Origin of the sequence: Rhodopila sp. (assembly GCF_035548095.1) — a bacterium.
Classification (GTDB): domain Bacteria; phylum Pseudomonadota; class Alphaproteobacteria; order Acetobacterales; family Acetobacteraceae; genus Rhodopila.
On the sequence record NZ_DASZUV010000001.1, the window covers coordinates 270586 to 285489 of the forward strand.

Below are 14904 nucleotides of genomic sequence, written 5' to 3' on the forward strand. Positions count from 1 at the left end.
CCTTTCCAGCCCCACCGTGCCCCCTGTCGCGGCGGCGCCTCGGACGGGTAGGATGCGCCATCACCCGACGGGACACGGGCCGCGCTTCGTGACAGGCCATACCGATACCTCGACCACCCTCGGCTACGCGCAGGGCCTGCTGGAGGTCGCCTTCGCCGCCGTCGCTTCCGGCCACCACGCCGAGGCCGCGGCGCTCGTCCGCATGCTGATCGGCCAGCTCGGCCCACGGGAAGCGGACGCGCTGCTTCTGCTTGGCCAGCAGCAGCGCCGCATCGGCGACCTGGCCGGCGCGGAATGGCTGCTGCGGCAGGCCGTCGCGGTCAATCCGATGCAGGCCGATGCGCTGATGGACCTGGGAGAGACCTTGCGCCTGGCCGGCAAGCCCAGGCAGGCCGTCCCGTTCCTGGAGCGTGCCGCGGCGCTGGTTCCAGACGCACCCGGTCTGCGGGCCAGCCTGGCAGCGTCATACACAGCGCTGGAAAACCACCAGGAAGCGCTACGCTGGGCTCGGGCGGAGCTAGCGGCAAACCCGAACCAGCCGGCCGCTCATGGCCTGATGGGCGACGTGCTGGCGCGGCTGGGACGCGCGCAGGAGGCGATCACCGAATACGACAAGGCGCTTGCCTTGCGGCCCGAGGAAAGCCGCGCCCGCTATGGCCGCGCCCTCGCCCGCCTGGAACTCGGGGACATGCCAGGCGCCTGGCGGGACCACGAAGCGCGGCTGGACATCCTCGGCACTGCTCCCTTCACCCAGCCCGCCTGGCACGGGCAGAAGCGGATCAAGCGGCGGCGAATCCTGCTGTACGCGGAACAGGGCTACGCCGATACCGTCCAGTTCGTCCGCTACGCGACCCTGGTCGCGACGACCGGGGCGACGGTGCTGCTGCGCGTGCAGCCGGACCTCGGCCGCCTGTGCGCCACGGTGCCCGGCGTGTCCGCGGCGTCGGAACTGGCGGATCCCGTGCCGGCGTTCGACCTGCATTGCCCGCTGCTGAGCCTGCCGGCGATATTCGCGACCTCACTGAAGACCATCCCGCATGCCGTGCCCTATCTGACAGCCGATGACTTCGTCCGCGGACAATGGCGCCAGGCACTGAAGCCATGGCGGAAGATGCGCGTCGGGCTGGCGTGGCGCGGCGCCGCCTCGATGCTGTCGGCCAGCATTCCTCCGGGCGCTTTGGCGCCGCTGCTGGCCCGTACGGACATCGAGTGCCACACCCTGCAGCGCGTCGCCAGCAATGAGGAACAGGCGACCTTTGCCCAGGCCGCCGACATGGCCGATCATTCGCTGGGCCTGACCCATGTGGACCAGATCGCCGGCCTGATCGCCGAGATGGACCTGGTCATCGCGGTCGATTCGGTGGAGGCACATCTGGCCGGCGCCCTGGGCGTCGCGGCCTGGGTCATGCTGCCGCATCCCGCGAACTGGCGCTGGCTGCGAGAGCGGGAAGATTCGCCCTGGTACCCCACCATGCGCCTGTTCCGCCAGCGGCATCCCGGCGACTGGCATTCGGTGATCGAACAGGTGATGCACAACCTGGACGCCTGGGCCGTGCAGCGGGCCTGAAGCATGCTCGCCGGCGACGGCGGGATCACAGCCCCGCCAGGAACCGCCTGATTGCCGGATGCGCCTGCACCACCCGCTCCCCCCAGGTCACCAGCAGATCAATATCCGCATCCGGCAGGGTCAGGCCCAGCGGCGTCGCCAGCAGATGCTGCCGGACCCTGGCGTCGGGAATGTCTCTCAGGTCCAGGTGCACCATGAGACCGTCGACATCGTCGCAGGGATGGCCAGCCAGAACCGGACCAATCCTGCACCGGGCGGCCTTGAGACGGTCGACCAGGCGCCGCATCTCGGCCTCGGCCAGCACGATCGTATCGAAATTATATCGGTCTATGACAATGCCTGAAACCGTCGCCGCCAGCACGGACAGGCCGGGAATCCGCGCCTCGCGGGACAGGTCCCGCCCGGTCGCCGCCTCACCGTCCACACTGATCAGCAGCAGGCGGCGCGTCGATATGATCTTCTCCCGCGGGATGCTGTGCAGATCGCTGGTCAGCACGATCGTCAGCAGGGCCCGCAAGGCGAGATTATCCGCGACGCCGCCATCCACCAGATGCAGGTAGCGCACCTGGTCGGTGTCCGAGAAACGGGCCACCCATGCTCGGATATAGCGCAACCGGCGCTCGACATCCGGCGACCCGTCATCGGGGGGCGCCGGGACGGTGACCGGCGGACAGTCCGGCCGGTGGCTTTTCAGGTTGATCGGACTGAACAGCACCGGCAGCCCGTTGCTGGCCGCCACCGCACGCGCGACGGGAAATCGGGCCAGGTCGTCGCAGATCAGATCGAAGCCTTCCTGCGTGAACGGGAAGCTGGCGCCGGTGCCCAGGTCCGTGGCGTTCACCGACACCACGGGAGCACCCTGCCGCGCGATATCGGCATAGGTAGCGCCGTGAAACAGCAACCGGTCGTAGACCGTGGCCATATAATCATCGGACGCCCCGCCTCGCAGCAACCAGACCCAGTGCCAGGGCAGCAGGTATAGCCGCCGGATCTCTGCATCCACGTCGGCATGCAGGAAGGCGGGAAACGTCTCGAAGCTCGCCTCTCGGAACAACCCGTAATGCGCCGCGGCAAAACTGCCGCCGGACACAGCGGATATGTATTCGACCTGGCTGAGCAGCGTCATCGGCATCCCGGTCACGCTGGGGACCGGGATGTCGCGCAACCCGCGCAATACGCCATGGGCAAACGCCGCGGCACCCTTGCCGCCGCCCGAAAAGGCCAGTGCCGTCATGATCTGCGCGTGCGGATCGCCGAGGAAGTCGGCGAGCCGGTATCCGCCGCCGAATTCCATTGGCCCGGAGGCCGGGGTCCAGGCCGGTTCGCGCAACAGCGCCGGCTGCCAGAAGAACCCGGCCAGCACGGATGCCAGGGCGACGGCCGCGATGGCCGCGAGCCCGCGGGCCGCCCATACCCGAACCCGCCGGCTCACGAAGCGCCGGGCGCCGGATCTGTCGCGCCCGGGTCTGTTGCGCTTGGGTCTGTTACGCTTGGGTCTGTTACGCTCGGCCATCTCGCTTTCCGGCACGGTGTGCTCCGGCACGTCGCACTCCCTGGGGAATGGTCATCGAGCGGCTGCGCATGGTCCCGGTTCGGCGCACGCCGTCAGACGGCGGGCTATCCGCCGGTGAACTTCGGCGCCCGCTTGGCCGCGAAGGCCGACACCGCCTCCTGGTGATCCTTCGACAGGTTCGATTGCGTCTCCAGGCTCAGGCTGAGATCCATCGTCGAATGGGCGATCTGCCGCAGCGGAATGTTGATCACCTGCTTGGTCCAGCGGATCGATTTCATCGCCCCCGCCGCCAGCCGCCGGGCGAGCGTGTAGACCTTCTCGTCCAGTTGGTCCGGCGGAACGACGTGGTTGATCAGGCCGATGCGATGCGCCTCGGCCGCCGACATCAGGTCGCCCGTGAACAGGTATTCCTTGGCGCGGGCGAAGCCGATCAACTGCGGCCAGATCAACGCACCGCCGTCGCCGGCGACGAGGCCGGCATTGACGTGCGGGTCACCGATTTTCGCCGTGTCGGCGGCGATGATGATGTCGCACATCAGCGCGATGGTGGCGCCGAGGCCGACCGCGTGGCCGTTCACGCGCGCGATGACCGGCTTGTCGCATTCCAGCATGCGGAAGATGATCCGCTTCGCCTCCGGCAACGATGTTGCGTCCCACAGTGCCGGGTTGTCGATCTTCTGCTGCATGGCAATGACATTGCCGCCGGCCGAGAAGGCGCGCCCAGCCCCGGTCAGGACCACCACGTTGACCTCGGGGTCGTCGTGCACATCCTCCCAGATACGGGACATCGAATAGTGCATGTCGGCCGAGAAGGCGTTCATCGACTCCGGCTCGTTCATGGTGATGGTCATCACCTTGTCCCGCTTCTCAACCTTCAGGCCGCCGTACTGGCTATAGTCGTAGATCTTGTCGAGCGATGGCATGGTGTTTCTCCCAGTGGTTGAGTCGTTGCGACGAGTATGGCGGAGACTCGGCCGGCCGTCACATGCGCAACCGGCACGATGTCGCCGGATGCAGTGATCGCGCGGCATCGCGGCACGGATCAGGCCTGACAAGCCGCTTGCCCCCGGATCGACTCCGGCTTACATCTTCCCGCATGTCAGGAACATTACCGGAACCGTTCCAGACCTGGTTCGCCGCCCAGGGCTGGACGCCCCGGCCGCATCAGCTTGCCATGCTGAATGCCGGCTCCACCGGTGACAGCGTCCTGCTGATCGCCCCCACCGGGGGTGGCAAGACGCTCGCCGGGTTCCTGCCCTCCCTCATCGAGCTGGCCAGCGGCGGTCATCCGGGCTTGCACACGCTGTATGTCTCCCCGCTGAAGGCGCTTGCCACCGACATCGCCCGGAACCTGACCCGGCCCGTCCGCGACATGGCACTGCCCATCACCATCGAGGCGCGCCATGGCGACACCCCCGCCAACCGCCGCGCCCGCCAGCGGGCAACCCCGCCGCATATCCTGCTGACCACGCCGGAAAGCCTCGCCGTGCTGCTGTCGCTGCCGGACGCGCCCGCCCTGTTCGCCTCCCTGCGCTGCATCGTCATGGACGAGGTACACGCGCTGGCCGGCACCAAGCGCGGTGACCAGCTTGCCCTGGGCGTCGCCCGCCTCCGCCGCCTCGCCCCCGCCGCGCGTTGCGTCGGCCTGTCCGCCACCGTTGCGCACCCGGACGCGATCCAGGCCTATGTCGGCGCGCCCCGCCGCATCGAGGTGGCCGACGGCGCGCCGCCGGCACTATCACTGACGCTGCCGGAGGGACGCCTGTCCTGGGCCGGCCATATGGGGCTGGAGGCCGCACCCCAGGTCATGGACATGATCCGGGCGGCTGGGATGACGATCGTCTTCGTCAACACGCGGGCGCAGGCGGAGCTGATGTTCCAGGCGTTGTGGAAGCTGAATGATCCGACGCTGCCGATCGCGTTGCACCACGGCTCCCTGGAGGTCGAGCAGCGCCGCAAGGTGGAAGCCGCAATGGCCGCCGGCTCCCTGAGGGCGGTGGTAGCGACCTCGTCGCTGGACCTGGGCATCGACTGGGGCGGCGTCGATCAGGTCGTCCAGGTTGGCGCGCCGAAGGGAGTCTCCCGCCTGCTGCAGCGGGTCGGCCGGGCGAACCACCGGATGGATGAGGCGTCGCGGGCGATCCTGGTGCCCGCCAACCGGTTCGAGGTGCTGGAATGCGAGGCCGCCATGCTCGGCGTCGCCGCGCGGGAGCTGGACGGGGACCCGCCTCGCCCCGGCGGGTTGGACGTGCTGGCGCAGCACCTGCTGGGGTTGGCGTGCAGCGCCCCGTTCCTGCCCGACGATGTCTATACGGAAATCACGACGGCCGCCCCCTATGCCGCGTTGCCGCGCAAAGATTTCGACGACGTGCTGGCCTTCGTCGAGCATGGCGGCTACGCGCTTCGGGCCTATGAGCAGTGGCGAAAGCTGTTCCGCGACAGCGAGGGCCGGATGCATGTCCGTGGCGCCCGCGTCACGGCGCTGCACCGCATGAACATCGGCACCATCGTCGAGGCGCCGCTGGTGGAGGTTCGGCTGGTGGGACGGCGCGGCGGCATGGGCGGACCGGTGCTGGGCGAGATCGAGGAATATTTCGTCACCATGCTCCGCCCCGGCGACACCTTCATGTTCGCCGGCCGGCTGCTGTCCTTCGTCCGGCTTCGCGAAAACGCCGTCGAGTGCCTGGAAGGCGGTGACGGCGAGCCGATGGTGCCGGCCTATGAAGGCGGACGGATGCCGCTGACCACCAACCTGGCCGACCGGGTGCGCGGCTTGTTGCAGAACCCCGACAAATGGGACCTGTTCCCCGAGCAGGTGCGGGAGTGGTTGCGGCTGCAACGAGGCGTGTCGCTGCTGCCCGGCCGCGACGACCTGCTGGTGGAAACATTTCCGCGCGGCGATCGCTGGTACCTGGTGGCCTATTGCTTCGAGGGCCGCAACGCCCACCAGACCCTGGGCATGCTGATCACCAGGCGCATGGAGCGGGCGGGCATGGCGCCGCTGGGTTTCGTCGCGACCGACTATGTGCTGGGCATCTGGTCGGTCAACCGCCCCACCGGCATTGCCGCCTTGTTCGACCAGGACATGCTGGGCGATGACCTGGAGACCTGGCTGGCCGACAGTTCCATGCTGAAGCGGACTTTCCGGAATGTCGCAGTGATCGCGGGGCTGATCCAGCGCCATCACCCGGGGGCGGAGAAGACCCGCAAGCAGGTGACGGTGAACAGCGACCTGATCTATGAGGTGTTGCGCCGCCATCAGCCGGACCACATCCTGCTGCGGGCCACGCGCGCCGACGCCGCCGGCGGGCTGATTGATGTCGGCCGTATCGCCGGCATGCTGGCGCGGGTGAAAGGACATATCACGCACATGGTGCTCTCCCGCGTGTCGCCGCTGGCCGTGCCGGTGCTGCTGGAAATCGGCCGCGAGAGCGTGCGCACCGGCGAGGACGAGGACGCGCTGTTGGCCGAGGCCGAGGCGATCATCGCCGAAGCCACCGGCGAGGCGGAGCCGCCTGCCCCCGCGACCACCCATGTGCCTGCCATTCACCGTCCCAATGCCGCGCGCCGGTCCGGCGGCCAGAGCCCCACCGGTGCGAAACGCACCTGGCTACCGAAACGCCCGGCGCCGCGCCCGGCGTCATCCCGCGCAAAGCCAACCGGCCAGCCGGACCTGTTCCATTGACCGCCGCGCCGCTGCATATCGCCGGCGAGCGCCTGATGCTCGATCCCATGGGCGTGCTGTTCTGGCCGGCGATGCGGCTGCTGGCGGTATCCGACCTGCACCTGGAAAAGGGAACCTCGCTGGCCCGCCATGGCGTGCTGCTGCCGCCCTGGGACACGCATGTCACGCTGGACCGCCTGGCCCTGCTGCTGCGCCGCTGGTCGCCCGAGACGGTCATCGCGCTGGGCGATTCGTTCCATGACAGTGACGGGTCGGCGCGCCTGCCGGACACGGAGGCGCAGCGGCTGCGGTCCATGACAAAGACGCACCGGTTGGTCTGGGTGCTGGGCAATCACGACCCCGCCCCTCCGGCGGGCATTGGCGGCGAGGCGGTCACCGAATATGCGGTCGGGCCGATGACCTTTCGCCACCAGGCGATCGTGGCGGCCGGCGTGGGGGAGATCGTCGGGCATCACCATCCGAAGGCAACGATCCAGGCCCGCGCCGGCGCCATCAGCCGCCCATGCTTCGTATCCGACGGACGGCGGCTGATGATGCCGGCCTTCGGCGCCTATACCGGCGGGCTGGATGTGCACGACCCGGCAATCCGGCGCCTGTTCCCGCGCGGCGGGCGGGCGTTCCTTCTGGGCAAGGATCGATTGTTCAGCTTTCAGATCAGCCACGGCGCCGCTGTCAGGGTGGCAGGTGTCACCGGAACCGGGTCCGCAGCGCCTCCCACTCCCGCGCGCCAACGCGGTTGAAGGCATCGCGCACGGTCATGCGGCCGGCGGGTTCGGGATGCGCGTGTTGTCCCTTCAGCGCCGCCAACGCCGCGTCACAGGCGCCGATCACCGCCTTGAACAGCAACCCGGGCACAATCGCCAGCTTGAACCCCATCGCCTCGGCCGCCTGAAGATCGACCGCCGGGGATTTGCCGCCCCAGACCACGTTCAGCAGGCACGGCCCGCGCACCAGCTTCGGCACCGCGGCGATCTCCTCCGACGTCTGCGGCGCTTCCACGAAGGCCATGTCGGCGCCGTTCGCCAGCGCCTCATTGGCGCGGCTCACCGCCTCCTCGAACCCCGCCACCGCTCGGCTGTCGGTCCGGGCGATGATCAGGAAATCAGGATCCCGCCGAGCGGCGGCGGCGGCGCGCAGCTTGGCGATCCAGTCCTCGCGCGGCACGATTTCCTTGTCGTCCAGATGGCCGCAGCGCTTGGGCGAGACCTGGTCCTCGATATGGATACCAGCGACGCCGGCGGCCTCATGGTCGCGGACGGTGCGAAACACGTTCAGCTCATTGCCGTAGCCGGTGTCGGCATCGGCGATCAGCGGGATGTCCACCGCGCGCGTCATCCGCGCGGCGTTGGTGACCATTTCGGTCTCGGTGAGCAGCCCGAAATCCGGATAGCCGTGCGCGACCGAGGTGCCGGCGCCGGTCATGTAGACAGCGGCAAATCCGGCCTGGGCGACCAGCATCGCGGTCAGCCCGTCATAGGCGCCAGGGGCGATCAGCATGCCCGGCTGGCGCAGCCTGTCGCGAAGCCTGCTGGTGGAACGCATTGGACAGGACCTCCCGGTTATTCGCGCCAGCCTACGGCTCGGCCGCGTGGCAGTCACGCACGGCATAGGATCGCGCGAATCCCTGCCCGGCCAGGGGGAGCAGCCGCGGATCGGGGAGCAGCCGCGTGCCGTCCGCCTGCAGCAGCAGGACCACGTCGAAGCCGCACAGATCCGCCCGGGCGAGACCATCCTGGTCGGGCAGGTCGCCGATCCGCAAGGCCATGCCGCGATACGGGTCCAGCGTGCGGATCGGCTGCTGTTCCGGATTGTCGAACGCGAAGGGCCACCAGGCGCGGTGCTCGATCAGCGTCAGCGCACCCAGATGGGTCGGCGTCACGATACCGCCGGACAGGCGGCGCGACCACGGGCCGGCACGTTGATACGCAGCCGGATCGTCCGGACGCGCCATCGCGACGAAGACAGCCTGGCCCGGGTGCACCGGTGCCAGCGCCGCGCGGATATCCGCCAGGTCGTCACGGTGCTGCGTCCATGCCGTCGCGACCACACTCGTGCGGAACAGCAACAGGCCGCTCAGCACCGCCGCCGCCGCAATGCCGCACCAGCGCGGCCAGCGAAGCGGGACGAACCCGGCGAACAGCAGGAAACCCAGCATGATGGCGAAACGGGTGTCGATCTGCTGGGTACCCTTCCAGGCATATGGCGCCATCAGGTAGCCGGCCAACAGGACCGACATCGCCAGCGCCACCGGCGGCGCCAGCCGCCCCCGCCCCAATATCAGGGCGGTCAACGGCACCGCGAGGACGGCGCAGGCGGTGACTACGTCCAGCGTGTCGACATAATTGGTGAACGCGGCGGTCAACTGGGCAACCTTGCCGCCGAGGTCGAGGTAGACGGGTTCCCCACCCATGCCGTGCAGCGGCGACAGGCCGTACAACAGAACTGGCACGGTAAAGATCGCCAGCAGACGCGCCGCCGCCGGCAGCAATGTCCGACATGTCAGGGGAAGTCGCAGCAGGCGCACGGATTCCTGGGCACCCAGGAGGATCGCAAACAGCACGAGCCCCATCAGATGGCAGGCGAACAGGGCCACAGCGCCCACCGCCACCAGGGCGGTGGTGATGACGGCATGGCGCCGCCAGCGAAGCCACGCCGCCGCCAGCAGCAAAGCCAGCCCGACCGAGAGGTTGAAGTTGAGAAAGCCTTCCAGCAACGTCCGGTTATAGGCAACCAGCGCCACCCCTAGGGGCCACCATCGCCCGCCCAGCATGGTGCCATAGGCGATGGCCCCGACGGCCGGCAGCAGGATGGCGACGCCGATCAGGACTCGTCCGGCATCATGAACGGGCAGCACGCGCAGCAATGGCGGCCCGGCAAGGTCCAGGGCGAGGTTGGGGATGATCGCCCACTGCGCCGCGTAAAAACGGGCCATCGCCGGATCGTCAGGCAAACTGGCCAGAACCAGGATGCGCGCCAGATGGTTGGGATAGTCGACCAGCGGCGGCATATCGACCACCAGGAGGGGTGCCAGGAGGACCAGGCAAAGGGCGCTCAGCGCAGCCAACCAAAGCCGGTCGCGGGCGGGTGGAACGGATGTCATCGCGGGCTGCGGAGATAGCCGGTTTCGAGCTGCCTTGCGACCGGAGACGGCGTAAATAAGCGGCCGCCGGCGACCGGTGGGACGGGATCACCCGGCTCATGGCTGGCGGCAAGCCGGCAGAACGGGTACCGCGATCCCTTCCCTGCACTGCTATGGATGCTTGCAGTAAACAGCCCGATCATCATCAACGAGGCTCGGATGCCCCTGCCAGCCGAATTCGACCTGATCTCTCGGCATTTCCGGCCGCTTGCCGGGCCAGGCGCGCTGGAACTGCGCGACGACGCGGCGGTACTGCAGCCGCCGCCGGGCCGGGACCTTGTGCTGACGGCAGACGCGATGGTGGGCGGGGTGCACTTTCTTCCGGACGATCCGCCCGATCTGGTCGCGCGCAAGCTGCTGCGGGTAAACCTGTCCGACCTGGCTGCCAAGGGCGCGGTTCCGCTCGCCTATCTGCTGACGGTATCGGCACCCAGAGACACGGCGGATACCTGGTTCGCGGGGTTCGCCTCCGGCCTGGCGGAGGATCAGGCGACTTACCGCGTGACGCTGCTGGGCGGCGACACGACATCGACGCCGGGCCCGTTGTCTCTGTCACTGACGATCATCGGCCACGTGGCGCCCGGCACGGCGGTGCACCGCTTCGGCGCCAGCGCGGGGGATGAGATATGGGTCACCGGCACGATAGGGGACGGCGCGCTGGGCCTGGCGGTTGCCACCGGGCGGCTGAGCGATTTCAGCGGGTATTTGCTGGAGCGATACCGCCTGCCGCGGCCACGCGTCGGCCTGGCGATTGCGGGCGTGGCGTCGGCCGGCATGGATATCTCCGACGGCCTGGTTCAGGATCTGGGGCATATCTGTCGCGCCAGCGATCTGGCGGCGGAAATTGACGCCGATTCGGTGCCGCGGTCAGCGCCCGCGCGCGCGGCCGGAGAGCCGTGGCTGGCCACCTGCCTGACCGGCGGGGACGATTATGAGCTGCTGTTGGCGGTTCCGCCCGCACGGTCCACGGCATTGCGGGTGGCGGCCCAGGATGCCGGAATCGCGGTGACCCGGATCGGCCGGTTGATGAACGGACCAGCCGAGGTGACCGTGCGGCGGTCGGACGGTCGTGAAATGGCTCTCACCCGTCGCGGCTGGAGCCATTTCTAGCAGGCTGTCGGATTGAGGTACCCCAATCCATGCTGATTGGTTGGAATCGGGCATGTCGAACTTCGTGCCGTACCGACAGGCCTACAACGCTCAAGCTGTGGTCTGTGCCGATGGATCACAGCCTACAACACCAGCCGTACCCAAGCGGCATCAACCACCAAACCCATTCGATCGGATGAACAACCTGCTTGGATTCGACAGCTGGAGCGCGATTTTTGAGCAAATCGACAGGCGACCCCTCAACTCCCCGTTGAGTGGGGTGCGTTGATCCAGCACATAGAGCTACCTTGAGCCGTCGGCTCAGTTACATAAGATAGTCGCCATACTTTACAGGTCCCACCCGGCCTTTTGTCAATTGGCGTGCATCTCACTGAAAAATATACAATTTCCTCCCTGGCATGAATTCTGCTTATGGTCATTATGACACAAATAGTAGCCCATGCTCTCTATTTGTATCAGAGCGTCCCATGCGACTACGCCTAGAAGAGAGAGGAATAAAGATGAAACTGAGGCGGCTCCTTTTTGCCACCGCGATGTCGAGTGTGCTTGCACCCGCTGCATTCGCCAACCCGATCGCATCGGGTTTCGATACCTCTTCCGTTCCCGTGTGCGATGACTGTTACACGGGTGCCGTGTCCCTCGGCTTCAGTGCCAACTTCTTCGGAACGACCTACACGGACACTTATGTCAGCAACAACGGCTATGTGACCTTCAATTCCGGACAAGGCTTCTACACACCGACAGGCCTCTCTGCCTCTTACAATGGGCAACCGATCATCGCTCCGTTCTATGCCGACGTCGACACACGCGGCATCGGCACGACCACCTATGGAACCGGCACGTACGCTGGCTTCTCCGCCTTCGGCGTGACCTGGAACAATGTCGGATACTACGGTGCGCACACCGACAAGACTGACACATTCCAGGTAATCCTGGTCGATCGCTCAGACACCGGCGCCGGCAACTTCGACATCTACTACAACTACGGCTCGATTCAGTGGGAAACCGGCGATGCCAGCGGCGGCAGCGACGGCTTGGGTGGCGTCTCGGCCGCGGTCGGCTATGCGACCGGCACCGGCGCGGCTGGCACTTATGATGAGCTCCCCGGTTCATTGGTGCCCGGCTCGTTCATCGACGGTGGTCCATATGCCCTGAATGTCGGAACCAATGACGGCGTTCCAGGGCAGTATCTGTTTGAAGTCCGCAATGGCATCGTAACGCCACCACCGTCCACCAGCGTACCGGAGCCTGCCACACTGGCGTTGCTGAGTGCAGGCGTGGCCGGCATCGGCGTATTCCGGAAGCGTGGCCGCCGCGGCGCGCGCTGAAAACCCGTTATAACGAGCTGGAGCGTGTCCGGGATGACCGGATACGCTCCAGCTTCTATTTCACGAGCACCATTCTCAGCCCAAGGATCAGCACGCGGTTCCAATCAGGCTGAGATCTCTCTAATCCGTTATCATCGGATTTGCGGGTCCGGGTGGTCGAGGCCGTCGAAAAGCATGGGATAAGCCGTTGCGGCTGGGAGCCATTTCCAGCGGATCGGACGGCACCGCTCAGGCGGCGCGGCACGCGGGGCCGACGTCGACCGGGTAGGACATGCCGGAGCTGGTCGCGGCGATTTCCAGCACCACCGGTCCCTGCATCACCGGCAGCGGCAGAACGGCGTCGCCGCTGGTCCAGCGGCGCAGTTCCTGGCCGTCACGCTCCACCGCCCACCAGCCTTGGTGCAGGGTCGGATGGTCCAGCGGCACTTCCTGCACGTGGTTGTGGCCGCGCAGCACGACCCGTTCGACATAGACGCCCAGGCGGCGGCGGTCTTCCGTCCAGGGGTGGATATCGTTCGGGGCAGCCGCGCGCGATACCACGCGCACCTCATTGACCCCGGCGGGCAGCACGAACTGGTGACGGCCTTCGACCGTTGCCATCCGGCGCAGCACCTTGCCGTTGGCCATCACGATCAGCGCCGGTTCGGTCGTCGTCTCCAGCTCTGCCACCGGCGCGCCCAGTTCCGCGGCACGCGCCGCCAAGCGGGCCCATACCGGACGCACATCCGCGTCCTGCCAGACGAACGGCGCGCAAGAGCGGGCTTCGCGGGTCGGGACGTCAGCCTCGCTCAGCAGCGTCGGATGCAGCACCAGCGGCGCGTCGCCATTGATGAAGAAGCCCCGGTTGCCGGTGTCCAGGTAACTTTCCGCCGCCAACCCCTCGGCCAGCAGGATGTCATGCGAGTCCAGCTCGATGTGGAAATATTCCACCGAGGTCCAGCCCTGCTCCTGCCGGATCGTCGAGCCGTTCACCAGCTGGCGGGCGCAGATCAGCTTGCCGTCCAGGTGAATCGCGTGGTCGGGGGAGACGAACAGGTCACGAGCCGGCACGTTCTCGGCCACCGCGCCGCGGGCGATGCGGATCGGCGCGACGGCATCTGGCCGTGGATGCGCGGTCAGGTCGATGCGGCGGCGGCCGACCCAGCGGACTGGACGAACGGCCGGAGCCCCGCCAGCTACGGCGATGACCAGATCGCCCTCGGCGATGTCCTCGACGCGCTTGTCGCCATCCTGGGTGCGAATATGCGTGCCGGCGGCGTAGCAGATCACCGCCAGGAAGATGTCGGTACCGCCGGAGGCATCGGCCTTGGCCACGGCCTTCCAGCCGAGAGCGCCGTAGCCGGTGATGCCTGAGAGGGAGAGTGTATCGCCGTTCGACAGGATGACGCTGCCCGCGGCACTGGTTCCCGTTCCACCCGATGCGATCGTGATGCTGGACGAATCTGTCAGGTGGATGAAGTTGGTCGGCGTGATCGTGGAGCCACCGGCGTTCAGGCCACTGACGTTGAACGTGATGTGGTCATCCTGGGTATTCTGGTACTCGAACTCGCCGTGTGTCCCCTGGAAATTAACGATGATGCTGCTGCCGTAATACAGCGAGCCGGTCAGGCGGAAGATCGACGACGATGAGTCGGAAAGGACGTTGTGGACCGCCGCGTTGGCCAGCGAACCGGCGATGACCATCGTGGCACCATTGGCATAGAACCAACCGCCGCTGGTACTGTTGTTGAGGCCGGAGAAGTTGACCGTCCCGGTACCCCCCGTCACCTCGATGGTGCCGGACAGGGCGATGTTGTTGCCTGACGTGCCGAAACTTGTGGTGCCGGTGATGTTGACCACCCCGCCGATTGTCGCAGCGGAGTAGCCGACCACGTCGCCGGCCCCGAGCATGATGAGCGAACCGCTCGACGAGTAGAGGCTGCCGGTGTTGAAAACGTCCCCCGCCGCCTCAAGGTCGAGCGTCCCCGCCCGTACCGAGGTCTGGCCGGTAACCGTCAGGGTCTCATTCGAGGCAAAGGACAGCGTGGCGTAGGAGCTGTTGATGAGCAGCTGGCTGAGGCTGTACTGCGGAACGTAGTCGTATGTGACTGTGTAGGCAGCGCCACTCGCACCGATGGTGACGGTATCGCCACTGCTGCCAGATCCGGGAATGCCGACCGGATACCAGTCCCCCGACGTGCTCCAGAGACCGCTCACCGCGGTATGCCATGAATACGTTCCCATCGTCGCTCCCGGTGTCCGCTCACTAACGCGTGAGGCACATTTCCTAGACACCACTTACCCGAAAGACGCTACCTTTCGTCAACAAATATTTCCAGATACGGCGGCAAAAACCGCACTTATCCCCCATATTCGTGCGACAGATCGGGAGTGATGTATTGTTTGGTTACAGATCGGAAGTCTCTATAGGTGGTTAGAGACTCACGAATGATACGTTTGACCATGCAAGGGCAGGCAGACCCGGCCGGACCCGCCACCACGCTTGGGAATGATCGGCTGCCGCCATACCGTTGTCTTTGACATGAATCAATAGATATATTGACGGTTAATAAAATAAACGCC

At 66.7% G+C, this 14904-nt stretch carries 10 protein-coding genes; 5 read left to right on the forward strand and 5 right to left on the reverse strand.

Annotation, left to right across the window (positions count from 1 at the left end; genetic code table 11):
• Positions 1–52 precede the first annotated feature (52 nt).
• Positions 53–1567, forward strand: coding sequence for a tetratricopeptide repeat protein (locus VHC04_RS01185; RefSeq protein WP_325677083.1), 1515 nt, complete (start codon positions 53–55; stop codon positions 1565–1567).
• 25 nt (positions 1568–1592) lie between these two features.
• On the opposite strand, the gene VHC04_RS01190 is transcribed toward VHC04_RS01185, so the two are convergent.
• Positions 1593–2999 (reverse strand): patatin-like phospholipase family protein, encoded by a 1407-nt coding sequence (locus tag VHC04_RS01190; protein WP_325677085.1) that lies wholly within the window; start codon positions 2997–2999, stop codon positions 1593–1595.
• 185 nt (positions 3000–3184) lie between these two features.
• Positions 3185–4003, reverse strand: coding sequence for an enoyl-CoA hydratase/isomerase family protein (locus tag VHC04_RS01195; RefSeq protein WP_325677087.1), 819 nt, complete (start codon positions 4001–4003; stop codon positions 3185–3187).
• A 173-nt stretch (positions 4004–4176) separates the two neighbouring features.
• Here VHC04_RS01195 and VHC04_RS01200 point away from each other — a divergent pair, with 173 nt between their 5' ends.
• A complete protein-coding gene (locus tag VHC04_RS01200) occupies positions 4177–6765 on the forward strand; it encodes a ligase-associated DNA damage response DEXH box helicase (RefSeq protein ID WP_325677089.1) in 2589 nt (862 codons plus the stop codon).
• Positions 6762–7505 carry a ligase-associated DNA damage response endonuclease PdeM gene (pdeM, locus tag VHC04_RS01205; protein ID WP_325677091.1) on the forward strand — a complete coding sequence of 248 codons (744 nt, stop codon included), beginning with the start codon at positions 6762–6764 and terminating at the stop codon, positions 7503–7505. Before VHC04_RS01200 ends, pdeM begins: the two co-directional genes overlap by 4 nt.
• Here the strand turns inward: pdeM and VHC04_RS01210 are convergent.
• Together VHC04_RS01210 and VHC04_RS01215 are read right to left on the reverse strand one after the other, a co-directional pair.
• Positions 7453–8307: an isocitrate lyase/PEP mutase family protein gene (locus VHC04_RS01210; RefSeq protein ID WP_325677093.1), complete on the reverse strand. Its 855-nt coding sequence runs from the start codon at positions 8305–8307 to the stop codon at positions 7453–7455. The two genes, pdeM and VHC04_RS01210, sit on opposite strands and share 53 nt — an antisense overlap.
• Positions 8308–8338: 31 nt before the next feature.
• Positions 8339–9865, reverse strand: a complete 1527-nt coding sequence (locus VHC04_RS01215) for a hypothetical protein (RefSeq protein WP_325677094.1) — start codon at positions 9863–9865, stop codon at positions 8339–8341.
• A gap of 198 nt (positions 9866–10063) precedes the next feature.
• On the opposite strand from VHC04_RS01215, the gene thiL reads away from it, so the two are divergent.
• Together thiL and VHC04_RS01225 are read left to right on the forward strand one after the other, a co-directional pair.
• Positions 10064–11014: a thiamine-phosphate kinase gene (gene thiL / locus VHC04_RS01220; RefSeq protein ID WP_325677096.1), complete on the forward strand. Its 951-nt coding sequence runs from the start codon at positions 10064–10066 to the stop codon at positions 11012–11014.
• 500 nt (positions 11015–11514) lie between these two features.
• Positions 11515–12342 (forward strand): nidogen-like domain-containing protein, encoded by an 828-nt coding sequence (locus tag VHC04_RS01225; RefSeq protein ID WP_325677098.1) that lies wholly within the window; start codon positions 11515–11517, stop codon positions 12340–12342.
• Between the two features lie 228 nt (positions 12343–12570).
• Here VHC04_RS01225 and VHC04_RS01230 read toward each other — a convergent pair whose 3' ends face one another.
• Positions 12571–14538 (reverse strand): Hint domain-containing protein, encoded by a 1968-nt coding sequence (locus VHC04_RS01230; RefSeq protein WP_325677101.1) that lies wholly within the window; start codon positions 14536–14538, stop codon positions 12571–12573.
• Positions 14539–14904 lie beyond the last annotated feature (366 nt).